The 22,503-nt window shown below is 66.4% G+C and carries 23 protein-coding genes; 8 read left to right on the forward strand and 15 right to left on the reverse strand.

Translation table 11 applies throughout. The annotated features are described in order from the left end of the window. The first annotated feature begins 77 nt into the window (after positions 1-77). Together ACOGJC_RS13840 and ACOGJC_RS13845 are read left to right on the forward strand one after the other, a co-directional pair. On the forward strand, positions 78-1,394 hold the full coding sequence (locus ACOGJC_RS13840; protein WP_419845585.1) for an amidohydrolase family protein: 1,317 nt from the start codon (positions 78-80) through the stop codon (positions 1,392-1,394). A 4-nt stretch (positions 1,395-1,398) separates the two neighbouring features. Next, complete coding sequence (locus ACOGJC_RS13845) at positions 1,399-2,052, forward strand: TetR/AcrR family transcriptional regulator (RefSeq protein ID WP_419845586.1); 654 nt, start codon at positions 1,399-1,401, stop codon at positions 2,050-2,052. On the opposite strand, the gene ACOGJC_RS13850 is transcribed toward ACOGJC_RS13845, so the two are convergent. Further along, complete coding sequence (locus ACOGJC_RS13850; RefSeq protein ID WP_419848244.1) at positions 2,037-2,336, reverse strand: 2Fe-2S iron-sulfur cluster-binding protein; 300 nt, start codon at positions 2,334-2,336, stop codon at positions 2,037-2,039. The genes ACOGJC_RS13845 and ACOGJC_RS13850 overlap by 16 nt on opposite strands. Next, complete coding sequence (locus tag ACOGJC_RS13855; protein ID WP_419848245.1) at positions 2,333-2,764, reverse strand: nuclear transport factor 2 family protein; 432 nt, start codon at positions 2,762-2,764, stop codon at positions 2,333-2,335. The genes ACOGJC_RS13850 and ACOGJC_RS13855 overlap by 4 nt, the downstream gene beginning before the upstream one ends. Before the next feature lie 105 nt (positions 2,765-2,869). Between ACOGJC_RS13855 and ACOGJC_RS13860 the strand changes: the two genes are divergently transcribed. Then, on the forward strand, positions 2,870-4,081 hold the full coding sequence (locus tag ACOGJC_RS13860) for a cytochrome P450 (protein WP_419845587.1): 1,212 nt from the start codon (positions 2,870-2,872) through the stop codon (positions 4,079-4,081). A 25-nt stretch (positions 4,082-4,106) separates the two neighbouring features. Here ACOGJC_RS13860 and ACOGJC_RS13865 read toward each other — a convergent pair whose 3' ends face one another. From ACOGJC_RS13865 to ACOGJC_RS13880, 4 genes are read right to left on the reverse strand one after another with little or no spacing between them, the layout of a single operon-like run. After that, positions 4,107-5,327: a CaiB/BaiF CoA transferase family protein gene (locus ACOGJC_RS13865; protein WP_419845588.1), complete on the reverse strand. Its 1,221-nt coding sequence runs from the start codon at positions 5,325-5,327 to the stop codon at positions 4,107-4,109. Between the two features lie 36 nt (positions 5,328-5,363). Next, positions 5,364-5,852, reverse strand: coding sequence for a VOC family protein (locus ACOGJC_RS13870; protein ID WP_419845589.1), 489 nt, complete (start codon positions 5,850-5,852; stop codon positions 5,364-5,366). Between the two features lie 7 nt (positions 5,853-5,859). Next, positions 5,860-6,351: a VOC family protein gene (locus tag ACOGJC_RS13875; protein WP_419845590.1), complete on the reverse strand. Its 492-nt coding sequence runs from the start codon at positions 6,349-6,351 to the stop codon at positions 5,860-5,862. Positions 6,352-6,379: 28 nt separating this feature from the next. Beyond that, entirely contained in the window at positions 6,380-7,753 is a 1,374-nt protein-coding gene (locus tag ACOGJC_RS13880; protein WP_419845591.1) for an amidohydrolase family protein, read from the reverse strand. A gap of 65 nt (positions 7,754-7,818) precedes the next feature. Here ACOGJC_RS13880 and ACOGJC_RS13885 point away from each other — a divergent pair, with 65 nt between their 5' ends. Then, on the forward strand, positions 7,819-8,844 hold the full coding sequence (locus ACOGJC_RS13885) for a Rieske 2Fe-2S domain-containing protein (protein WP_419845592.1): 1,026 nt from the start codon (positions 7,819-7,821) through the stop codon (positions 8,842-8,844). Positions 8,845-8,867: 23 nt separating this feature from the next. Next, a complete protein-coding gene (locus ACOGJC_RS13890) occupies positions 8,868-9,395 on the forward strand; it encodes a hypothetical protein (RefSeq protein ID WP_419845593.1) in 528 nt (175 codons plus the stop codon). A 127-nt stretch (positions 9,396-9,522) separates the two neighbouring features. On the opposite strand, the gene ACOGJC_RS13895 is transcribed toward ACOGJC_RS13890, so the two are convergent. Together ACOGJC_RS13895 and ACOGJC_RS13900 are read right to left on the reverse strand one after the other, a co-directional pair. Beyond that, a complete protein-coding gene (locus ACOGJC_RS13895) occupies positions 9,523-10,215 on the reverse strand; it encodes a metallophosphoesterase (protein WP_419845594.1) in 693 nt (230 codons plus the stop codon). A gap of 207 nt (positions 10,216-10,422) precedes the next feature. After that, a complete protein-coding gene (locus tag ACOGJC_RS13900; RefSeq protein WP_419845595.1) occupies positions 10,423-11,307 on the reverse strand; it encodes a methylenetetrahydrofolate reductase in 885 nt (294 codons plus the stop codon). Between the two features lie 135 nt (positions 11,308-11,442). On the opposite strand from ACOGJC_RS13900, the gene ACOGJC_RS13905 reads away from it, so the two are divergent. Genes ACOGJC_RS13905 through ACOGJC_RS13915 form a run of 3 tightly spaced genes read left to right on the forward strand, consistent with a single transcriptional unit; the run spans position 11,443 to position 15,741 of the window. Further along, the gene (locus ACOGJC_RS13905; protein WP_419845596.1) at positions 11,443-13,974 is read left to right on the forward strand and encodes a GcvT family protein; all 2,532 of its coding nucleotides are present in this window, start codon (positions 11,443-11,445) and stop codon (positions 13,972-13,974) included. 13 nt (positions 13,975-13,987) lie between these two features. Further along, positions 13,988-14,764 carry an electron transfer flavoprotein subunit beta/FixA family protein gene (locus tag ACOGJC_RS13910; RefSeq protein WP_419845597.1) on the forward strand — a complete coding sequence of 259 codons (777 nt, stop codon included), beginning with the start codon at positions 13,988-13,990 and terminating at the stop codon, positions 14,762-14,764. Continuing rightward, entirely contained in the window at positions 14,764-15,741 is a 978-nt protein-coding gene (locus tag ACOGJC_RS13915; RefSeq protein ID WP_419845598.1) for an electron transfer flavoprotein subunit alpha/FixB family protein, read from the forward strand. Before ACOGJC_RS13910 ends, ACOGJC_RS13915 begins: the two co-directional genes overlap by 1 nt. A gap of 19 nt (positions 15,742-15,760) precedes the next feature. Here ACOGJC_RS13915 and ACOGJC_RS13920 read toward each other — a convergent pair whose 3' ends face one another. The 7 genes from ACOGJC_RS13920 to ACOGJC_RS13950 all read right to left on the reverse strand — a co-directional run bounded on the left by ACOGJC_RS13920 (position 15,761) and on the right by ACOGJC_RS13950 (position 22,502). Continuing rightward, complete coding sequence (locus ACOGJC_RS13920; protein WP_419845599.1) at positions 15,761-16,504, reverse strand: IclR family transcriptional regulator; 744 nt, start codon at positions 16,502-16,504, stop codon at positions 15,761-15,763. 67 nt (positions 16,505-16,571) lie between these two features. After that, entirely contained in the window at positions 16,572-16,970 is a 399-nt protein-coding gene (locus ACOGJC_RS13925) for a GFA family protein (RefSeq protein WP_419845600.1), read from the reverse strand. A gap of 64 nt (positions 16,971-17,034) precedes the next feature. Next, on the reverse strand, positions 17,035-18,570 hold the full coding sequence (locus tag ACOGJC_RS13930) for a trimethylamine methyltransferase family protein (RefSeq protein WP_419845601.1): 1,536 nt from the start codon (positions 18,568-18,570) through the stop codon (positions 17,035-17,037). Then, positions 18,567-20,636 (reverse strand): ASKHA domain-containing protein, encoded by a 2,070-nt coding sequence (locus tag ACOGJC_RS13935; RefSeq protein WP_419845602.1) that lies wholly within the window; start codon positions 20,634-20,636, stop codon positions 18,567-18,569. Before ACOGJC_RS13935 ends, ACOGJC_RS13930 begins: the two co-directional genes overlap by 4 nt. Continuing rightward, positions 20,633-21,535, reverse strand: coding sequence for a dihydropteroate synthase (locus tag ACOGJC_RS13940; protein WP_419845603.1), 903 nt, complete (start codon positions 21,533-21,535; stop codon positions 20,633-20,635). Before ACOGJC_RS13940 ends, ACOGJC_RS13935 begins: the two co-directional genes overlap by 4 nt. Beyond that, on the reverse strand, positions 21,532-21,888 hold the full coding sequence (locus ACOGJC_RS13945) for a virulence factor (protein WP_419845604.1): 357 nt from the start codon (positions 21,886-21,888) through the stop codon (positions 21,532-21,534). Before ACOGJC_RS13945 ends, ACOGJC_RS13940 begins: the two co-directional genes overlap by 4 nt. Beyond that, positions 21,885-22,502 (reverse strand): DUF1638 domain-containing protein, encoded by a 618-nt coding sequence (locus ACOGJC_RS13950; RefSeq protein ID WP_419845605.1) that lies wholly within the window; start codon positions 22,500-22,502, stop codon positions 21,885-21,887. The genes ACOGJC_RS13945 and ACOGJC_RS13950 overlap by 4 nt, the downstream gene beginning before the upstream one ends. Position 22,503 lies beyond the last annotated feature (1 nt).

Consider the following 22,503-nt stretch of genomic DNA (forward strand, 5'->3'; position numbering starts at 1 on the left):
TGCGGAATGTGTTTGCGATAATAGGGGAATCTCATTCCCAGCCTAACCTTGGCTCGGATTCTCCCGAGGAGGCAGCCATGGCATTCAGCCCCGAGGACCTGACCCTCATCAGCGTCGACGACCACATCATCGAGCCTCCCGATATGTTCGACGCCCATCTTCCCGAGCGCTACAAGGCCGACGCACCCCGCATCGTCCGCCGAGACGACGGCGCCGACGTCTGGCGGTTCGGCAAAGTGGAGGTGCCCAACGTGGCCCTTAACGCGGTGGCCGGTCGGCCCAAGGAGGAGTACGGGGTGGAGCCCCAGTCGCTGGAGGAGATCCGGCCGGGCTGCTTCATAGTGGACGAGCGGGTCAAGGACATGAATGCCTGCGGGGTGTTGGCGTCGATGAACTTTCCGTCGTTTCCCGGATTCGCCGCCCGGCTTTTCGCAGTGGAAGACGAGGAGTTCGGCCTGGCCTTGGTGCGGGCCTACAACGACTGGCACATCGATGAGTGGTGCGGCGCCCATCCGGGGCGGTTCATCCCCATGGCGCTGCCGGTTATCTGGGACGCCCAAAAGTGCGCCGACGAGGTGCGCCGGGTGGCCGACAAGGGCTGCCACTCGCTGTCGTTCACCGAGAACCCCGCCGCGTTGGGCTATCCGAGCTTCCACGATCCGCACTGGGATCCGCTGTGGGCCGCGGTGTGCGACACCGACACTGTGCTGTCGATCCATTTGGGGTCGTCGGGCCAGCTCAGCTTCCCGGCACCCGACTCGCCCCCCGACGTGATGATCACCCTTCAGCCGATGAACATCCAGTCGGCTGCCGCCGACCTGCTGTGGTCCCGAGTGCTCAAGGAGTTCCCCACCATCCGCATCGCCCTGTCGGAGGGCGGCACCGGGTGGGTGCCCTATTTCCTGGAGCGGCTCGACCGCACCTACGACATGCACCACCGCTGGACCGGCCAGGACTTCGGCGGTCGGATGCCCAGCGACGTGTTCCGCGAGCACTTCCTGACCTGTTTCATCTCCGACCACACCGGGGTGTACCTGCGCAACGAGATCGGCATCGACAACATCAGTTGGGAGTGCGACTACCCCCACAGCGACTCGGCGTGGCCCGGCGCCCCCGAGGAGTTGGCCAAGCTGATGAACGAGGCCGGGGTGACCGAGGCCGAGGCGGCCAAGATCACTCACGAGAATGCCATGCGGTGGTATTCGTTCGACCCCTTCGCCCACGTCCCCCGCGAGCAAGCCACGGTGGGAGCTCTGCGGGGGATGGCCGCTGGCCACGACGTGAGCATCCGCTCGATGAGCCGTCGGGAGAAGCTGACCGCCGAGCAGGTGCAGGCCCGCTGGCAGGGCTTGGGCCAAAGCAGCGCCGGCACCGCCGCGGAGCGGGCCAGCTAGTGCCATGAAGCTCGACGGGCAGGGCAGCGCGACCATCTGGCGTGATCGGGCCATCGAGCGGTCGACCCGTTCGGCCCGGGATCGGGCCGCCAAGCGGGTGCAGCAATTCCTCGACGCGGCCCGAGATGTCATCGCGGCCAAGGCGTCCACCGAGTTCACCGTGCAGGAGGTGGTAGACCAGTCGAGGCAGTCGGTGCGCAGCTTCTACCAGTACTTCGACAGCAAGCACGAACTGCTGCTGGTGCTCTTTGAAGAGGAGATGGGCATCGCGGTGGGCCACATACGGGAAGCGACCGCAGACGGCGATCCGCTCGACCGGCTCAAGCGAGTGGTGTTGACGCTGTACGAACTGTGCGAACCAGACAGGGTGTCGGCGCGGCCGCTATTCACCGAGTTCGCCCAGCGGTTGCAGGTCGATCACCCCGAGGAAGTGGTGGCCGCCTTCGCTCCTCTCGTGGACTACGTGGCCGAGATCGTGGAACAGATTGGCCAGGCTGGACTACTGCGAGAGGGCCGCCCCCGCCGAATGGCGGCCATCGTGGTCCAGGCCGCCACCGTCACTGCGGGACGGAGCTCCGGCGTGCGCCAGCCCATCACCGGCGAGGAGGTCTGGCAGTTCTGCCTCCATGCCATCGTCCCCGATCACAAACTGTCATAGTCGACGATTGAGTCGCAGTCGGGGACTGATTGGCAGGTGAGGATGAACCCATCCTCCACCTCGTCGGGCTCCAGGGCCTCGTTGGCCCGCATGGTGACGCTGCCCTCTTTGAGGAAGGCCATGCAGGTGGCGCAATTGCCCGCCTCGCAGGAGAACGGGGGGCTGAGGCCCGCCCGCCGGGCCGATTCGAGCACCGTATCGCCCTCCACGTATTCCATGGTGCGGCGCTTGCCCCTGAAGATGATGGTCAAGCTGATGGGGTTGCTCACTGGGTCTGCTCTCAGCTAACCGTCGGCTCTGGCCGGTTGGGGTCGTGCGGCCGGCCGGCGTCGCGGGTGCCGCTGCGGCGCAGGAAGGTCATCGAGCGGGTGGCCAGAAGCCAGCCCTTGTCGGTGCGGCGGTAGGTGTCGTTGTAATAGCCGATCCGCATGTCGTGATTCGTTTGGTCGACGAAGCACAGCGGCTGGGTGCCGGTGGCCTCGTCGCCGTCGAGGTCGATCTCCGGAGGCCCCACCAAGAACAGGCCCTTAGGGGCGGCGGCCACCAGCCGGGGGAAGTCGGCCAAGGCGTAGGTGTCGCCGAATGCGCTGTAGGTGCCGTCGGGGGTAAACACCTCCATCACGGCGTCGATGTCGTCTTTGGTCATGCCGACGGCATAGCGGGCCAGCATCTGCTCGATCTCGATTATGTCGGCTATCTGCGCCTGATCCATGCGTTCCTCTCGTTGCGGAACGATCATCTCGTTTCCGGGGAGCATGGTACTTTGCCATTTCCTGACTGCCATCTGGCCGGGCGAGCATCAGCGAGGAGATATGACATGACGGCATCGGCTCCTGCCGCCCCCTACTACGACCCCTATGACTTTGAGATCGACGCCGACCCCCACTCGGTGTGGAAGCGGCTGCGTGACGAATGCCCGCTGTACTACAACGAAAAGCACGACTTTTGGGCGCTCAGCCGATGGGAAGATGTGGAAGCGGGCCTCAAGGATCACAGCCGGCTGATCTCAGGGCGGGGCACGGTTCTGGAGTTGCTCAAAGCCGAGGTGGAGATGCCCCCGGGCATGATCCTGTTCGACGATCCGCCCCGCCACGCGGTGTACCGGAGCCTGCTGGCCCGGGTGTTCACCCCCAAGCAGATGAACGCCATCGAGCCCCAGGTGCGGCGGTTTTGCGCCGATACGCTCGACGCCCTCGAGGGCGCGGAGAGCTTCGATGTGATCGAGTCGCTGGGGGCCCCGATGCCCATGCGGGTGATCGGCATGCTGCTCGGCATCCCCGAGTCCGACCAGCAGGCCATCCGCGACCAGATCGACAGCGGGCTGCGGCTCGACTCCGGCGAGATGCCCGAAGCGGGCACCGAAGTTGTGGCCTCCGCCGCGGCCGAGGGGAGCTACGGGGAGTACATCGACTGGCGGATGGAGAATCCGTCGGATGATGTGATGACCCAGCTGATACACACCGAGTTCGAGGACCATACCGGGGTTGTCCGCCGCCTCACTCGGGAGGAGATTCTCAGCTACATCGGCCTGCTGTCGGGGGCGGGCAACGAGACCACCACCAAGCTGATCGGCTGGACCATGCTGATGGTTGGCCTGCATCCCGACCAGCGCCGGGAGGTGGCCGCCGACCCCGGCCTCATCCCCAACACCATTGAGGAGTCGCTGCGCTATGAAGCGCCGTCGCCGGTGCAGGCCCGCTACGTGAACGAGGACGTGGAGTACCACGGCACGACCGTGCCCGAGGGGAGCGCCATCCTGCTGCTCAATGGATCGGCCAACCGCGACCATCGCAAGTGGGGCGACACCGCCGATGACTTCGACATCCACCGCAACATCGACCACCACCTGTCGTTCGGCTATGGCCTTCACTTCTGCTTGGGCGCGGCGCTGGCCCGCCTTGAGGGGCGGGTGGCGCTCGATGAGATGCTCAAGCGCTTCGGTGACTGGACCGTCGACCTCGACCGCTCCGAGCGGGCCCACACCTCAACGGTGCGAGGCTGGGACAAGCTGACGCTGGTGGTCGGCTGAGCCCCTGTTCGATGCGCCGGGGCCGCTAGGGGATCACGTTTTGCAGCTTGAGCTCAATGATCTCGTCGTAGTCGAGGCCCAGAATCCGCTGGAGTATCTCGTCGCCGTGCTCGTTGAACTCGGGGGCCCGGCGGGGGGTGGCCGGTTGGCCCCCATATTGGACCGGGGGCGACACTAGGGTGAATGGGTGGCCCTCGGCTGACTCGTAGTTCTGCACATAGCCGTTGGCCACTGCTTGGGGGTCCACGGCCACCTCAAGGGTGTCCTGCACCGCCGCCCATTGGCCGCTGAAGCCCTCGAGGGCCTCGCGCCACTCGGCCAGGGTGCGCTCGGCGAAGGCCTCGGACAGCAACTCCACCCCTGCCGCGGCATTCTCGGCAATCAATCCAGCGTCGGCGAACCGATCGTCTTCGGCCAGTTCAGGGCGGCCCACCACCGCACACGTCTCGGCCCAATACTTGCCCGCTTGCAGGCAGGTGAGGAATATGAACCGGCCGTCCTTGGTCCGATAGATGTTGCTCAGGGGGTTGCGAATGGGCATGTCTTTGGGGCGGCCCCGCCATGGGGTCTGATGTTGCAACGACATGGCGATGGTGGCCCCCATTGACCACATGCCCACCCCCAGAAGGGACACATCCACGGTGGTGGCCTCACCGGTGCGCTCCCGATGGAACAGGGCGCCCATGATGCCTCCGGCGATGGTCATGGCCCCGATGGAGTCGCCGAACGCCGGACCGGGGGGCCCGACCACCTGGTCGGCCTCTTCAGGAGTGAGCGCGGCGGCCACGCTGGAGCGGGACCAGTAGGCCAGCGAGTCGTACGAGCCCTTGTTGCGGTCGGGTCCCTTTTCGCCTTGACCGCCCCCGTTCACATAGATGATGTCGGGGCTGTGGGCCCGGATGTCGTCGAGGTCGATGCGCAGCTTCTGGCGGACGCTGGGCAACTTGTTGGTGAGAAACACATCGCTGGCCTCGGCCAGTCGATACAAGATGTCGAGACCGGCCTCGGCGGTCAGGTCGAGGCCCAGGCTCTGCTTGCCCCGGTTGGAGTGCTCCAGCAGCACATGGACGCCGCCGCCCAGCGACACCGTGCCGCTGGAGGCCAGGCCCCGCATGGCGTCGCCCCGCTCGACATGCTCGATCTTGACCACCTCGGCGCCCCACTCGGCGAGAATCGCCGAGGCAGCGGGCACAAACGTGTGCTCGGCCACCTCGAGGATGCGGACACCCTGCATCACGTCGGCCATGGGAACCTCCTGCTCAGCGGTGTGGCAGCAGCGGGCTCAGCCTTGCTGCTGGGCGAGTTGGCTGGCGAGGGCGTAGACGCCCTGGTCGTAGGAGAACTCCACCATGTTCCCGTCGGGATCGGCCAGCATGCAGATGTAGCCGATGGGGGGAGGCATGTCGGTGGGGGGCATGGCCAGACATCCTTCGGCGCTGCCCCTGGCGGCGGTTTCCTCCACCGCCTCTCGGCTGGTCAGCTCGATGCCCAGATGGGCGAAGGGGGCCAGCTTGGCCATGGGTGAGCCCTTGAACGGATCGGTCTCGGGAAAGAACTGGGCCAGCACCAGGATGAACGGCGAGTCGGCGGAGTCGCCGTGGCCCAGCCAGGCGCCGTAGCCCATGTGGTCTTCCCGCCGGTCGAGCAGCCGCATCGGGGTGTGGGTGGTGTACCAGTCGATGGTGGCGTCCATGTCGGCCACCCGCAAGGCGATGTGGGTCCAGCGGGCGGCCGGGGGGTGAACGTCGTAAACGGGGTCGTGATCGGTCACGGCAGCCTTACTCGTCGGTCCAGCCGTCGGGGATCTGGGGGTCGTCGCCGCCCTTGGTCCACAGGATGAGGGTGTTGCCCCACGGGTCCTTGAAGGCGGCGTTGAACCCGTTGAACTCGGCCCAGTAGTGGTCGCGCCACAGCTCGGTGGCCCCTCGGGCCACAGCCCGGTCCATGATGGCGTCGGAGGAGTCGTCGTCGCTCACCAGGATCCAGATCCGCACGGTGCGCCCGTCTTCGGACAGGCCCCGGGGCTCCACGCCGGCGGGGTCGGGGTGGGGACGGGCGTTGGCCGCGTTGTGGATCCCCATGTGCAGATTGCCGATCTCGCTCTGAGAGCCGTCGTCCAGCTGGAAGTTCTGGCCGGGGACGATCCGGTGGAACACGCCGGCGGGGCGGGGCTCCACCTCCCAGCCGAACACCTCGTGGTAGAAGACGGCTGACGCCTCGGGGTCATCGGAGGGGAAGTCAACGAAGATGAGAGTGTTTGGGTAGGTCATCGCCTCTATTTCTAGTTGATGTTGTTGGCTATCGCATCGGCCAGCGGGAACGGGGGTGGATGCCGGAGCGTTCGATGACGGATTGGGCGGCCTGGCGGGCCTCGGTGCGCAGCGAATCGGCGTCCACTGTGGTGCAGCGGCCGTCGGCAATCACGAGGCGGCCGGCGACGAAAACGTCGGTGACCGAGCGGCCGCTGCCGGCCCAAACCAGTTGCAGGATCGGGTCGGGGCTGGGCGGTTGCCACTGGATGCCCGAGCGGTCGATCACCACGATGTCGGCGGCCTTGCCCGCCTCCAGGGAGCCGATACGGTCGGCCATGCCCACCGCCTCGGCGCCCGCGATGGTCAAAAGCTCGAAGGCGTGGTGGGCGCCGAACTCGGTGGGGTCGGCGGCGGTGTCTTTGGCCAAACCGGCGAATAGGACGGCGGCCCGCAGGCCGTCGATGGCGTCGCCGGCGTTCTCGGTGTCGCAGCCCAACGCCAGCCGGCCGCTCCGCCGCCACAGCTCCAAGTGGGCGAAGCGCTCGGTGAGCCCTTGGCCCAGCCGGAGGTAGGCCCACGGGCAGGACGCCACCGCGGTACCGGTGCGAACCAGGGTCTCCACCTCGGCGTCGTCGATGTGCACGGCATGGCCCACCAGCACATTGGGGCCGAGCACCCCCAAGCGGTCGAGGTGTACCAGCGGGCGCTGGCCGGTCCGATCCAGATAGCTGGCGGCGTCGTCGGGGGTGGGGGAGAGGTGAAAGCTAAGCCTCCCCCCGGTGGAGCGGGCCAAATCGGCGGCCGCCACCACCAGGTCGTCGGACATCAAATCGTGACCCACCAGGCTGACCGACGCCTCCACCAGGCCGCCGGGGGGATATTGCTTTATGAGATCCCGCTGGGCGTCGATCACCTCGTTAACCGGGCCGGATTGGGGGAGTCCGTCGGCGTCCGACCCCCAGCGGGCGACGGCGCCCCGCACGCCTACCGCGGCCATGGCTTGGGCCACTCGGTCGGGGTGGGCCACCGTGCCGGCATCGATGGTGGTGGTGATCCCGTTGGCCGCGGCCTCAACCAGCCCCAGGGTGGCGGATAGCTCGTCGTCATCGCCGGTGACGTGCTCGTGGACGGGCACGATCCACTCGAAGATGGCCGCGCCGGGGGGCAGGTCGTCGGGGATGGCCGAGGCCACCAGCCGGTCGGCGGTGAGGTGTTGGTGGGCGTTGACGAATCCGGGCACGACCAGCGAGTCGGCCGACCCCCGCTCGGGAGCGCCCGGATGCTGTCGCTTGATGTCGTCGGCCTTGCCCACCGCAGCGATCTTCCCGTCGGCCACCGCCACCGCGCCGCCACTGATGATGGCGCGGTCGGCGTCCATGGTCACGATGTCGCCGGTGATCACCCAGTCGGCTGTTGACACGTCAGTTGACGTTACCGGCGCTGTGTCTGGGAAACAGGAAAAGGGTTAGGCGGTATCATCGGCCCATGAGCGGAAACGGCGCTTCCAACCAACTCGTGGGCCAGCCCGCACTGGACCACCAGTGGTATCCGATCGCCCTTGTCGAAGACATCGCCCCGGGGCCGGTGGGGATCCAGGTGCTGGGCCGCCGCTATGTGCTGTGGCGTTCCGACGACGGATCGCTTACCGCGGCTCCCGACCGCTGCCCCCACCGCGAGGCCCCGCTGTCAGAAGGGCGCATGGTGGACGGCTGCGTGCAGTGCCCGTACCACGGGTGGCGGTTCGGAGCGGGGGGTCGCTGCCAACTGGTGCCGTCTTCGCCGCCGGGAACTCCGGTGCCGCCGAAGGCCCACTTGGAGCTGGTCAATGTGGAGGAACGCTATGGGTTGGTTTGGCTGTGTCCGGGCAAGCCCCTCGGTCAGATCCCGGAAATCCCCCAGGAGGACAACCCCGAGTTCCGCCGGCTCAATACGCCGTTCCAACAGTGGGCGGTTTCATCCACCCGGATCACCGACAACTTCATGGACTTCTCCCACTTCCCCTTCGTCCACACCGCCACCTTCGGTTTGGCCCAGGAGACAGTGATACCGCCGCTGGAGATGGGCGACCTGCCCGATGGCTATCGGGGCTACGTGTACGAAGTGAACGCCAACAACACCAGCGACGCGGGCCAGACCACCACCGGTCAAGACGATGATGTGCTGCACCGCCGGATGACCACCGGATACGTGCTGCCGTTCTCAGTGCGCAGCACCATCGCCTACGAGTCCGGCCTCGAGCACATATTGCTGCTGTTGACCACTCCGATGGACGACGTGAACTCGCTGTTCAACTTCGTGGTGTGGCGCAACGACGACTTCTCAGTGCCTGCTGATGAGATCATGCAGTTCGACCTCGCCATCGGCGCCGAAGACAAGACCATGCTGGAGAAGCTCGAAGGCGTCCTCCCCATGGACCTAACCGCCACCGTCAGCGTCCAATCCGACCGCCCCTCAGTGGAATGGCGCCGCAGCCTCGCCGCCCTTATGGCCGAGGGGGCTTCGGGGGGCTAAGAGCAAGGACAATCAGCGTTGAGATGTTCGCTGAGTTGAGAGCGATTTCTGCCGTCAGTGCCATAGTGATCTGTACAGCCATGCTTCTGTCATGCGGCTCTGGTTTGAACGGAGGCGACGATAGAGCCAATCAGGCCGAAGAACAGCCAGCTCTTGCCGGTCATCAAGCCCCTGAAGTGACTGACGTCGAGTCCATTGACAGGGCAATTCGAGCGAATAGTGAAGTTGAGGCAGTGCTAGACGAAGCTCAGTTCACCATCGAAGGTCACCGCTTGGCATACGTCGAGAACGAGCTGTGGGGCGTCAGCGCCACGCTCAGGCTTGATGAAACAACGAGCCTTGATGGGCCATGGATCACTGTTGATGATGAAGCGCTTGCAGAAACTGATGAGGTAACTGCTGCCAGCTATTCCACTCGTACCGATGTGTACGAGATCAATACAGAACTCATCCTCGTGACGATCCAGCCGGAATCCGGGAAGATACTCACTCTTGTCCCCTTTGAAGAGCCGCCCAGTCCATTGCCAGCAGGCCCGAGTGGTCGACCATGACCTTGGGCAGTTCATCGGGATTATGGGCCGAGGGTGGTGAGAGGGATGACGGTTACTCCATCGGGTCGCATATGGGCGGTTGGGGAATGCTCAACCAGCCAGCCGAGCCCTCTAGCCGGCTGCCTGTTTACGCGGCGGCCTCTATGCGCACGCCGCCCCCGTCGTAAACCTGGATGCTCAATTCATTGCGGCCTCCTCCTTGGGCCCGCGCTGGCGCTCCGGTGTGGTCGGCAATGGGGGTGTTCGAGGGACCTCTCTTGATGAGGTCGGCGATGGTTTGCTCTGGGACGGGGGCGAAGTTCCAGGCGTCGACACCGACGTTGATCTGGCGGTGTTGCTGGCTCCATTTCTCGTGGACGTGTCCGTGTAGCAGCCAGCCTCCGTCGTCTTGGGGGCGCCACTGGGTGTATTTCATATCGTGGCGGTCGTCGAGCTTGTAGGGGAAGTGGCTGAGGCGCACCGCCTGCCCGGCGATGGTATGGGGCTCGGGGTTGTCGATGATCTTGGCTATCCCGCCGATGCGGTAGTAGTCGGCCCGCTCCCAGCGGTGGTCTTTGTGGCCCTGCCAGCACCGGTCGTGGTTACCGGGCACCAGGACCTTGCGCCCCCTGAGGCGGGCGACATGGTTGGCAAGGCCCTGGTCCTTCTTGCCCATCACCAGATCCCCGAGGATCCACACTTCGTCTTCGTCGGCCACCACGTCGTTCCAGCGGGCGACCATCTCTTTGTCCATTGCGTCGGCATCGACAAACGGACGACCGCAGTACCTGATGATGTTGGAATGCCCGAAATGGTGATCGGACGTGTACCACCTGTCCATCAGACCAACGTCGCATCCCCGACAACCAGCGCGCCAATGAAATTCCCCTACGCCAGCAGACCTAACCAGCCACACCGCGAGTGCCAGGACGACTGTTGTAACGAAATGTTATCTACTATTTTGTGGGGATTTCATGTTCGGTTTTGGGATTTTGGGGCGACTGGCCGGAGGGGAAGGGGAATGGGCAAGTTATGCGGAGGGGCGCCTTCAGCTGTGGAGGAGGGCTTGGCGCCAGGCGGCGGTGGTGGCTACCTGGTTGAAGGTGAAGATGTGGAGGCCGTCGATGCCGAGGGGGGCGATCTGGCTGCTGAGGGCTTCCAGGAGGTCGGAAGGGTCGTGGGCTGAGGAGCCGAGCAGCTTGGCCATGGAGCGGCGGTTCTTGCGGAGATAGCGCAGCGACTGGCCGACGCCGAGACGGGCGCCAATGGAGAGCAGCTTGGTCCGCTCCACCGCGCCGGGGATGCCCAGATGCACCGGCAGCGTCAGCCCGTCGTTTCGCTCGGCCTTGAGCCAGGCGATGATCTTGGCCGGGTCGAAGCACATCTGGGTGCTGCAATAGCCCCGCAGCCCGGCCTCTGCTAGCAGTTCCTGCTTGGCGAAGAGGGCGTGGCGGCGGACATCCTCGCTGATGAGGGGGTGGCCGTCGGGATAGGCGGCAACTCCCACCGTGTCGAGGCCGTGGTCGTGCTCGAATAAATCCTTCATGAAGCTGTGAGCGTCGTGGTAGACGCCCGGCTCGGTGGCATCCCCGCCGATCACAAAGGCGGTGGTCACCCCGATGTCCTTGGCCCAGTCGGCCAGTTCCTTGACTTGGCCGTGGCCCCTCATCAAGCGGGCCGAGAAATGGGGGATTGCTTGATGCCCCCGCCTGATCAGTTCTTCGGCCAGCTCCAGCGTGGCTTCCTGGCCCTTGGTGGCCGATGCGGTCACGGATACTCTCGACTTCGGGGGCAGTGCATCGATGGCTTCTGGGGCGCTGTTCAGGGGAATGATCTCGAAGACCGCGCCGCGAATAAGCTGCTGAACGTCGGGATTCGGACCGGTCGGTTGGGGCTCCTCCCACCGCGATAGACTGGCCGAGTCGTTCCGCATAACGGAACTGTACCATAATACGGACCAGAAATGCAATACTTGCAGGCAGCACGGCCTGTTGAGGAAGCGAGTTGGGCATGACGATGGGCGAGAAGTCGAGCAAGGGCCACACGACGGAAACGATGGAGGCAGGACATGGCTGAGGTCCCCGAAAAGGCCAAGTGCGTTGTTATCGGCGCGGGAATCGTGGGCAACTGCCTGGTCGGACACCTGAGCAAGCTGGGCTGGACCGACCTGGTGCTGTTGGACAAGGGCCCATTGCCCAATCCCGGCGGTTCTACCGGCCACGCCTCCAACTTCATCTTCCCGGTGGACCACAACAAGGAGATGTGCTTGCTGGGGGAGCAGAGCGCCAACCAATACCGCGACCTGGGGCTGTCGGTGGACTCCGGGGGCATCGAGGTGGCCCGCACCCAAGAGCGCGTCGACGAGCTCAAGCGGCGGATGACCTCGGCTGTCGCCTGGGGTGTCGAGGCCCACCTGCTGACCCCCGAAGAGGTCAAGGAGTTGGTGCCGTTCGTGAACACCGACATCGTGTTGGAGGGCTTCTACTGCCCCACGGTCTCGGTGGTCGACTCGCTGGAGACCGGCACCCAGATGCGCAACGTGGCGGTGAACGGCGGTTGCCACGTGGCGGCCAACACCGAGGTGCTCGACATCATCACCGAAGACGGCCCCAACCCCGGCGACCGCACCGTGAGGGCGGTGGTAACCGACAAGGGCACTATCGAGACCGAGTACGTGGTGATTGCCTGCGGCGTGTGGTCGAACCGGGTGGCCAACATGGCCGACGCCTACATCCCGCTGGTGCCGGCCGTGCATCAGATGGCCGACGTCGGCCCCCTCGACATCCTGGCCGAGACCAACAACGAGATCGGCTACCCCATCGTCCGGGACATGGACACCTTCTGCTACGAGCGCCAGTCGGCCGGCTCGATGGAGGTGGGCTCGTACGCCCACCGGCCCATCTTCCACCACCCCGATGACATCCCCTCCAACGAGGAAGCCGCCCTGTCGCCCACCGAGATGCCGTTCACCGCCGATGACTTCGACCTCCAGATGGAGCAGGCCATCGAGTTGATGGACATGCTGGGCGACGCCGAGATCAAGTACGCCATCAACGGCCTGTTGTCGCTCACCCCCGACGCCATGCCGTGTCTGGGCGAGCTGCCCGAGGTCCGCAACCTATGGTCGGCGGCGGCCATCTGGGTCAAGGAGGGGCCGGGCATGGCCCAGGTGGTGGCCGAGTGGATGACCTTCGGCTATCCCCGGGTGATCGACGTCCACGGCGCCGATGTGTCCCGCTTCTATCCCGAGGAGCGGGGCGACGACCACATCTGGGCCCGTTCGGCGGAGCACTTCAACAAGACCTACGGCATCGTCCACCCCCAAGAGCAGTGGGAGAGCCGTCGCAACCTGCGGGTCAGCCCCTACTTCTCCCGCCAGCAGGAACTGCGAGCCGAGTTCTTCCAGGCCCGCACCTGGGAGCGGCCCCAGTGGTTCGAGTCCAACGCCGATCTGGTGGACCGCTATGAGGTGGAGGACCGGGAGGTGGAGTGGGACGCCCGGTGGTGGAGCCCGATCACGGTGGCCGAGCACCTCAACCTGCGGGAGAACTGCGGGATGGTCGACCTGAGCGCCTTCCAGATCTTCGAGCTCACCGGGCCGGGCGCGGTGGCCTATGCCGACTATCTGGCGGTGAACAAGGTGGACGTGCCGGTGGGCCGCTCCATCTACACCCCGTGGCTGACCCCCGACGGCGGGTTCCACTCCGACCTGACCATGATGCGGATGGGCGATGAGCGGGTGCGCATCGTGACCGGCGTATTCGACGGCGGGCGCGACGAGTTCTGGGCCCGCCGCCACCTGCCTGTCGACGGCTCGGTGGGCTTCGCCAACATCACCGACCAGATCACCACCCTCGGGGTGTGGGGGCCCAACGCCCCCGGTGTGATCGGCGCATTGACCAGCCAAGACCTCAGCCAGGCCGGGTCGCCCTACGGCTCGCTGGTGGACGTGGAGCTCAACTGCGGCGGTCGCACCATTGAGGCTGTGCTGTTCCGCATCTCCTATGTGGGCGACACCGGCTGGGAGATCTACGCTGCCTGGGACGACGGCCCGGTGCTGTGGGATGCCCTCATGGCGGTGGGCGCCGACTTCGGGCTGCGCCCCACCGGCGGCGGGGTGTACGGCACCTCTGGTCGCCTGGAGAAGGGCTACCGGCTGATGGGCGCCGAGCTGGAGAGCGAGTACAACCCGCTGGAGGCCGGCCTGGCCCGGCCCAAGGTGAAGGCCGCGCCGTTCATAGGCAAAGAGCCCTACTTGGCTGCCCGGGAGATGGGCGATCCCGAGGTGTCGATGTGCGTGCTCACCGTGGAGGATCAGACCGACAGCCAGGGCCGCAAGCGATACATGCAGGGGGGCAACGAGCCGATCCTGACCCAGGACGGCCAGCGAATCACCGACTCCCACGGGAGGGTGTCGCGGGTGACCACCGCGGGGCCGGGCCCGTCGGTGGACAAGCACCTGCTGATGGCCTATCTCCCGGCGGAGTTGGCCCAGCCGGGCACTGACCTCCAGGTGATGTACATGAACGAGCTGTTCCCGGTGAAGGTGGCCAGCACCGGCGCGGTGTTCGACCCCGAAGACACCCGGCTGAAGAGCTAGGGGAGCCGCCGCTATGAGGATCTTGTGCTGTGTGAAGCGGGTGGCAGCGCCCGGGGCCAAGATCAACGTGACCGACGATGGGCTGGCGGTGGACGCCGCCCATCTGGGCTTCGCCACCAGTCCCCACGAGGAGTGCGGGGTGGAAGAGGCCGTGCAGATCACCGAGCGCCACGGCGGCGAGGTGACCGTGCTGACCCTTGGGCCCCCTGAAGCCGCCGAGCAGCTTCGCTATGCCGCCTCGGTGGGTGCCCACCGAGGCGTGTTGGTGGCCACCGACGGCTCGGCCTGGGACCCCCAGCGGACCGCGGCCGCGCTCATCGAGGCCATCCGGGCCTTGGAGGCGGCTGACGGCCCCTTCGACCTGTTGGTGTTCGGCAACGAGTCGGCCGACTCCGGAGGGTTCCAGGTGGGGGTGCGGGTGGCCTATGCCCTGGGCCGGCCCATCGTCAACGGCATCAAGGGCATCGATGTGGATCTTGAGGCCGGCGACGGCGTGGTTCGGGCCCGGCGGGAGATCGACGGCGGCTTTGAGGTGTATGAACTGCCCATGCCGGCCGCCGTCGGGGTAAAAGAGGGCATCAACCTGCCCCGGTACCCCACCATGCGGGGGAGGCTGGCCTCCAAGAAGCTGGAGATTGCCGAGCAGGCCTCCGATGCCGAACCCGGCGGGCAGTCGCTGGTGCGATTGCACCGGCCGAGGGAGACGGTCACCGAGACGGTGATCTTGGGGAATAGCCCCGAGGCGGCTCCGGCCGTGGTGGACGTGCTGGAAGAACTGGGAGTGGTGTGATGCTGCTCGTGGTGTTGGAGCACGACCGGGGCGCCATGGACGAGGCCGCCCGGGAGGCGCTGACCTTCGGGCGGAAGCTGGCCGCCCAGATGGGTGCGCCGCTGCATGCCGCGCTGATCGGCGCCGACGACGCCGAACTGGTGGCCGAGGCCGGGGCCTTCGGGGCGGAAGCGGTGTACACCGCCGTCCACGAGGTGCTGGCGGACTTCGGTCCCGAGGCCTGGGGGGAAGCCGCGGCTGAGATGATTCGACAACTCGATCCGGCAGCAGTGATCGCCGGAGGCAGCGAACGGGGAAACGAGATCATGGCCCAGGTGGCCGCCCGCCTCGATCTACCGATGGTGGCCAACTGCCTCGAAGTAGACCCCAACGGAGGGACAGGGGAGTGGAATATCACCCGCCAACAATGGGGCGGCTCGCTACTGGAGGACGCCCGGCTAGTTTCCGAGCGGCCCCTGCTAACCAGCGGCCTGCACACGCTGGCCGCCGAACAAGCCGAGTCGGCGGTCGAACCTGCGGCACAGGCAGTGGAAGTCGACCTGGACCCGTCGCTGGCCCGCACCATGGTCAAAGACCGAGTGGTGCTCGAAGCCGGGGTGACTTTGTCGACCGCCCCGGTGGTGATCGGCGGCGGCCGGGGCGTGGGATCGCCCGAGGCGTTCGCCCCGCTGGAAGAGTTGGCCGCCATGCTGGGCGGCCGAGTGGGTTGCAGCCGAGCGGTGACCAACAATGGCTGGCGGCCCCACTCTGACCAGGTGGGCCAGACCGGCACCCGCATCACCCCCGAGATCTACATCGCCTCGGGCATCTCCGGGGCCATCCAGCACTGGGTGGGGGCCAAGGCCAGCAAGCACATCTTGGCCATCAACATCGACCCCGAGGCCAACATGGTGGTGAAGGCCGACTGGGCCGTCATCGCCGACCTCCACGAGGTAATCCCCGCCATCACCGAGGAAATCAAGCGCCGCCGAGCCTAAGGCTCAGGGGCAGCGCCGGTCAGGCGCTGAGCTGGGAGGCGAGGCGGTTGGCGGCGGCGGCAACCGCGAGGCCGTGGTCGTGGGCTAGGTCGGGGTCGGGGAAGCGGTAGGCGGGGCCCTGAATGTGGAGGGCAGCCAGCGGTAGGCCGTTCTCGCTGAGCACAGGGGCGGCCACCGAGTTCAGGTCTTCTACAAACTCCTCGTAGACCCAGGCATATCCCAAACTGCGCACTTGGGCCAGTCGATCTCGGATCGCATCGGGGTCAACCACCGTCCACTGGGTGCAGGCCTCAAGCGGTTGGCTTAGACATTTTTCCTGCTGGTCGGCGGGGAGGTGGGCCAGCATGACAAGCCCCGAGGCCACGGAATGCAGCGGGGAATACTCGCCGGTCCAGTCCCGGATTTGGATGTCGGAGGAAATATGGGTTTGGTCCAGGTAATAGGCCTGTCCGCTGTCGATGATCGACAGGCCAGCTACTTCGCCCAGCGCATAGGTCAACTCCAGCAGATGGGGACGGGCCGCGGTGATGAGGTTACGGGTGCCCGACGCCGCTCCGGTGATGTCGATCAAACCGTCGCCCAACTGGTACGCACCCCCGGCCTCGAATTGGGTTACCGCATTCTCGGCTTCCAGCGCGGCCAACAGCCGGGCCACCGTGCTCTTGGGCAAGCTCACCCGATCAGCCAGATCGGTCACTCCCAGCGGCTCTTGCGACAGCGCCCGCAGCAGCATGAACGCCCGCTCAACCGACTGCACCGCCATGGTCGCAGGATACCCCGCGACCAGAACCGTTCCGCGATGCGGAACACCATATTTGAGGAGATTTCTGCTACTCGATGTCTCGGGTCGGGATGCTGGAGTCGAGGGTGTGGTAGTCGGAGGCGTCTTGGGCGTAGATCGCTAGCTCGGTGTGCAATCCGGTGGGCAGATCGAGGGTTCCGGCCCATATCGCAATGCGGCCCAGCTGCTCTGGTGATACGCCAGGGGGCACTGCTTCCACCCGCCAGAACAGCGAACTGCCGCACCGCCGGCAGAATCCGTAGGCCACATCGGGCCATTCTTCGGGGTGGTACCACTCCAGCGTGTCGTCGGAAATCAGGCGAAGTTGGTCGCGCTGGCAACCGGTGGCGGCGGTGAAGTGCCCCGTCCAGCGCCGGCAACGCTCGCAATGGCAGTTCCACACTGGTCGGGCCGGCCCGTCGATCACATACCTCACGGCCCCGCACATACATTGCCCCCTAAGAGACTCAGTCATGAGCTCCTCCCCCTGCTGCTGTTGGTGGGCAGTCACCTCACTCCGGTTGACTGGAAATCTCCGCCTTTCGGCGGGCGATGAAATCTTGGAGCTCGGCGTTGATGGCGTCGTCGATGGGGGGTGGCTGGTAGTCGGCCAGCAGTTCTTTCCAGCGGGTGTTGGCCCGCTGGGCGGCGGTGAGCGAGCCCTCCTCTGACCACTGCTCATAGCTGTTGTTGTCGGCCACCTCGGAGCGCCAGAAGGCGGTCTCGAAGTTGGCCAGGGTGTGGGCGTTGCCCAAGAAGTGGTCGCCGTGGGTGTTGGTTCGGAACGCCTCCATGGCCTGGCCGTTGTCGCTCAAGTCCACCCCGCGGGCGTGGACCTCCATGGCGCCGAGCTGGTCGGCGTCCATGATGAGCTTCTCGTAGCCGAGCGTCAGGCCCCCCTCCAGCCACCCCGCCGCGTGGAGCACGAAGTTGACCCCGGCCTGCACAGTGGGCAACAGCGTGTGGGCCGACTCATAGGCCGCCTGGGCATCGGCGGCCTTGGATGCGGTGAGCTGGCCTCCAGAGCGGAACGGCACCCCGCAGCGCCGGGCCAGCGCGGCCATCACGTAGATGGCCTGGCCGGCTTCGGGGGTGCCGAACGTGGGGGCGCCTGTGGCCATCGACATCGACGAGGCGAACGTGCCGAACACAACCGGCGACCCAGGCCGCACCAGTTGCAGGTAGGCCATGCCCGACAGGGCTTCGGCCAGGGCTTGGGCAGCCAGGCCGGCCACCGTCACCGGCGACATGGCTCCGGCCAGGATGAACGGGCTGATCACGCTGGCCTGGTTGGCCCGGGCGTAGGTCGTGGCTGCCCCCAGCATGGTGGCGTCCCAGCGCATGGGGGAAGAGGCGTTGATCAGCGAGGTCATCACCGTGCGGTCGGCCAGGTCGCCGCCAAAGGCGATGCGGGCCAGTTCCACCGAGTCGTCGGCCCGCTCGGCGCTGGTCACCGAGCCCATGAAGGGCTTGTCGCTGTAGCGCAGGTGGGCGTACACCATGTCGAGGTGGCGCACCTCCACCGGCACGTCAACCGGTTCGCACACCGTGCCGCCGCTGTGGTGCAGGTGGGGGAGGCGGTAGGCCAGCTTCACCACGTTCTCGAAGTCGGCCAGGGTGGCGTAGCGCCGCCCCTGGTCCAAGTCGGTGACGAACGGTGAGCCGTAGTTGGGGACGAACACGGTGGTGTTGCCGCCGATGCTCACGCTGCGCTCGGGGTTGCGGGCGTGCTGGATGTAGGTGGCGGGGGCGCTCTCCGTCACGATCTGGCGGCACATGCCCCGGGGGAACCGCACCAGCTCGCCGTTCACATCGGCGCCCGCATCCCGCCAAAGGTCAAGGGCTTCGGGATAGTCCTGAAAGGCGACGCCCACCTCGGCCAGGATGGTCTCGGCGTTCTCCTCAATTTGAGCGAGGCCGGCCTCGTCGATGATCTCCACCGGCGGCAGGCGCCGCTCCAGCACCGGAGCGGCCAACACCTGGCTGGCCGCTCGGGCCGCCTGGCGGCCGGCCCGACCGCCGCCCCGCCTTCCTTGTCGCTCGCTCATCGCTGCTCCTGGGTCGCATGCTGCCGGCGGGCTGGTCTGCGCCGTTTGGGTCCGGCAGTCTCGCTATCGGTTGTTGATCGCGATGGCAAATCCACCGCTTGCATCAAGTGGGGCGTGGGGGCGGTCTCATGAGGCAGCGACATGGCGGCCACGAACAACTCCTGGAAACGGGCCTCGGTGGCGGTTTCGATCTTGACCACCTCCCGGGCGGCGTGCTCGGTCTCGGCCCGCTGTGATCCCGAAACCAGCATCCGGGCCGCGCCCGCCCCCGACGCGTTGCCCACCCCCTTGACCCCCTCTACCGGCCCGTCGGGCACCAAACCCAGCACCATGGCGTGAACCGGACTGATGTGGGCGCCGAACGCTCCGGCCAACCTCACATCGGCCACCTCGGCGATCCCCGCGTGTTCGAAGAGCAGGTCGATGCCGGCCCGCAACGCGGCCTTGGCCAACTGAACTGCTCGCACGTCGTTTTGGGTTACCAACAGCGGTACCGGCTGGATTTGAAGCACATAAGAAAACGTACGACCGTCGGCGATGATGCGGGGGCTGCGCTCGGCCAACTCGCCGCCGATGACACCTCGGTGGTCGATGATCCCGACGAGGAACATCTCCGCAATCACCTCGATGATTCCCGAACCGCACAGCCCGGACACCTCCAGAGAGCCCAACGCGTCTTCGAAACCGGGGTCGTCGGACCACAGGTCGCAGCCGATCACCTTGAAGCGGGGTTCCAGAGTGGCGGGGTCGATCCGTACCCCTTCGATTGCCCCGGCGGTGGCCCGCTGCCCGCAGCTGATCTGGGCGCCTTCGAATGCGGGCCCGGTGGGACTCGACGCCGCCCACACCTTCTGGCCGTCGCCCAGCACGATCTCGGCATTGGTTCCCACGTCCACCAACAGCTGAGGGCGGGGGGATCGGTGCGGCCCTTCGGCCAGCAGGGCCGCCGCGGCGTCGGCGCCCACATGGCCGGCGATACACGGCCCCACATAGAGGGAAGCGCCGGGCAGGTCCACGCCGATGTCGCTGGCGTTGGCCCACACCCCGTCGCGCACGGCCAATGTGAACGGGGCTGCGCCCAGCGGTGTGGGGTCGATGCCCAGCACCAGATGGTGCATGATCGGATTTCCCACCACCACGAGATCGCAGACGTCGGTTCGGTCGATGCCCGCGGCCTCACAGAGCTCGCCGATCACGTTGTCGATGGCCGACCGCACGGCTGTGGTCAGCTCGGCGGTGCCGCCGGGGTTCAACATGGCGTAGGACACCCGGCTCATCAGGTCCTCGCCGAAACGGATCTGCGGGTTCATGCGCCCTGCGGTGGCCGCCACCTCACCGGTGGCCAAGTCCAGCAGGTAGCCGGCCACGGTGGTCGAGCCCACATCCACGGCCACGCCGAATTCCGCATCGGAATAACCCGGTCGCACGGTGAGCACCCGCCGCTCGACCACCTCGCCGTCTTCGCTCTGCTCGGAGTACCGCCGTCGGGTGTGGACCACGGCGGTGACCGCCCCGTTTCCCGCCGCCATCGCCGAGGACAAGGCGGGCAGTGCTGAAGCGGGAACTTCAACGTCGGACAGGTCCCAGTCGTCGGCCAAGGCGCCGACCAGACGTTCGGCGTCGGAGATCTCGTCGCCCAGCACGGCGATGGGCAGCTCCAGGTAGTGGAGGGTCACCACCGGGTCGAGGGTGATCTCGCCCAGATCGACGGCCTTTCGCACCACCGGGCTGTGTACCTGGCTCTGGGGCGGGACGTCGATCACCATGTCGCCCAGCACGGCGGCCTGACAGCTCAGCCGATGGCCCGCTTCCAACGGTCGGCGTCCTCGGTAGTCGAGCTCGGTGGGGCCGGGCGCCGACAGGGCATCCCCCGAGCTGGTCAGCCCCCACTTGGCGAACTGTCCATTGCCGGGGACCACTTGACAGCGGCCGCACAGCCCTCGGCCTCCGCACACCGAGTCGATGTCCACTCCGGCGCCACGGGCGGCGTCCAACACTGTCGATCCCTCCGGGGCGGCCGCCTCAATGCCGCTGGGGGTGAACACCACACGGTGTTCTGGGCTCATACGGCGACCCGGCGACGTCCCCCTCGACGGCGGGCAGCTCCCTCCCCGGCCGCGGCCGGGTCTCGGTTCTCGGCAATCCACGCCATGCAGTCCTGGTCGTGGCCGGCTAGCACGTCGGCGGCCATCACCGCTTGCTTCACCTCGGCGTGCAGTGGGTTCATGATGGCCGAGGTCATTCCCGCGCCGATGGCCATGGCCAAGAAGGTTCCGGTGATCGCATGGCGGTTGGGCAGCCCGAAGCTCACGTTGCTGGCCCCACAGGTGGTGTTCACCCCGAGTTCTTCTCGGATGCGCCGGACGAGGCGGAACACCTGCTGGCCGGCAGTTCCCATGGCGCCGATGGGCATGACCAGGGGATCGACCACCACGTCGGAGCGGGAGATGCCGTGGTCGGCGGCCCGCTCCACGATCTTGCGGGCCACCTCGAAGCGGACGTCGGGGTCTTCGCTGATGCCGGTCTCGTCGTTGGAGATGGCCACCACCGCGGCGCCGTGGCGGGCCACCAGCGGCAGCACCCGCTCCAGCACCTCTTCCTCGCCGGTGACCGAGTTGATCAGCGGCTTGCCGTCGTACACCGAGATGCCCGCTTCCAGCGCCTCGATGATCGACGAGTCGATCGACAAGGGCACGTCGGTCACCGACTGCACCAGCTTGATGGCCCGGGCCAAAAGCGCCGGTTCATCGGCCAGGGGGATGCCGGCGTTCACGTCCAGCATGTGGGCGCCGGCGGCCACTTGGGCCAGGGCGTCGGCCTCCACCCGGCTGAAGTCGCCGGCCTTCATCTCATCAGTCAGCAGCTTGCGGCCGGTGGGATTGATGCGCTCTCCGATCATCACGAACGGCCGGCCGAATCCGATCACCGCTTCTTTGGTTGCCGAGCTGATCACAGTGTCGGTCACGTTGCTGCCTCCTGGGGGCTAACGGTTGCGTTGTCCGGGTCCCAGCCCCCGGTGGCTACGAATTCTCTGAGCCGCTCCCGGGGGAACGCGGCCTCGAGCTCTTCGGCGGCCCGCAGCGCGGCGCCCTCGGGGTCGTTGGCGTCGCCGGGGATCACCTTGCGCCGCCACTCGCCGACGTATTGTGATGCTTGGGTCTTGCCGGCCACCATGGCGGCTTCGTCAATGGCCCGTTGGAAGCGGCGGGGGAGGATGCGCTGGATCTTTGAGGATCCCGAGCCTGCGTTAACCTGAGCGGGGATGTCCCGCCAACAGATCACCACTAGGTTGTCGTTACTCCCCCGCCGCCGACTCACGCGGCTCGCTCCCGGATCTCTACCAGCGCATCGACCAAACCTCCATAGCCGGTAGCCACCTTCTCGAAGCCCAGCCCCAAGCGATCGGCCGCTTTTTGGGCCAACCGGTCCAGCTCGGGGTCGGGCTCCTGAGACAGGAACACCAGCCGGGTGTAGTTGTTGAAATAGACCTCTTGCAGTTCGGGGTGGTCTGAAATGCCCAGCCCCTCCAGGATCAGCCGCTCGAAGTGGCGCACCAGATAATCGGTCAGATACAAGGTGCCCAACTCTTGGTCGTGCAGCCGTTCGAACACCTCGGCTCCGGCGTAGAGCTCATAGCAGTGGGGGCCGGGCAGGCGCTCCACCCCTTCTTCTTGGCACACCTTGTCGAGCAGGCCGCCGGTGCCGCAGTCGGCATAGCCCACCAGGATGGAGCGGTAGCGGCCGTGGGCGGCGCGCACTCGCTCCCGTACCGCCTCGGGAATCAGCTCGGGGCGGTTGTGCAGCTTGGCCGGAAGGCACTCGAGGTCGATGGCGGAACCGCCACCGTCGCGGTCAAGGGCCGCGATGAGATGCCGCAGTTCCTTGGCCAATGCGCCGCAGGCCACCACGAGCACCCGGTCACTGCTCGACATG

Source organism: Candidatus Poriferisocius sp., assembly GCF_965204015.1.
Classification (GTDB): domain Bacteria; phylum Actinomycetota; class Acidimicrobiia; order Acidimicrobiales; family Bin134; genus Poriferisocius.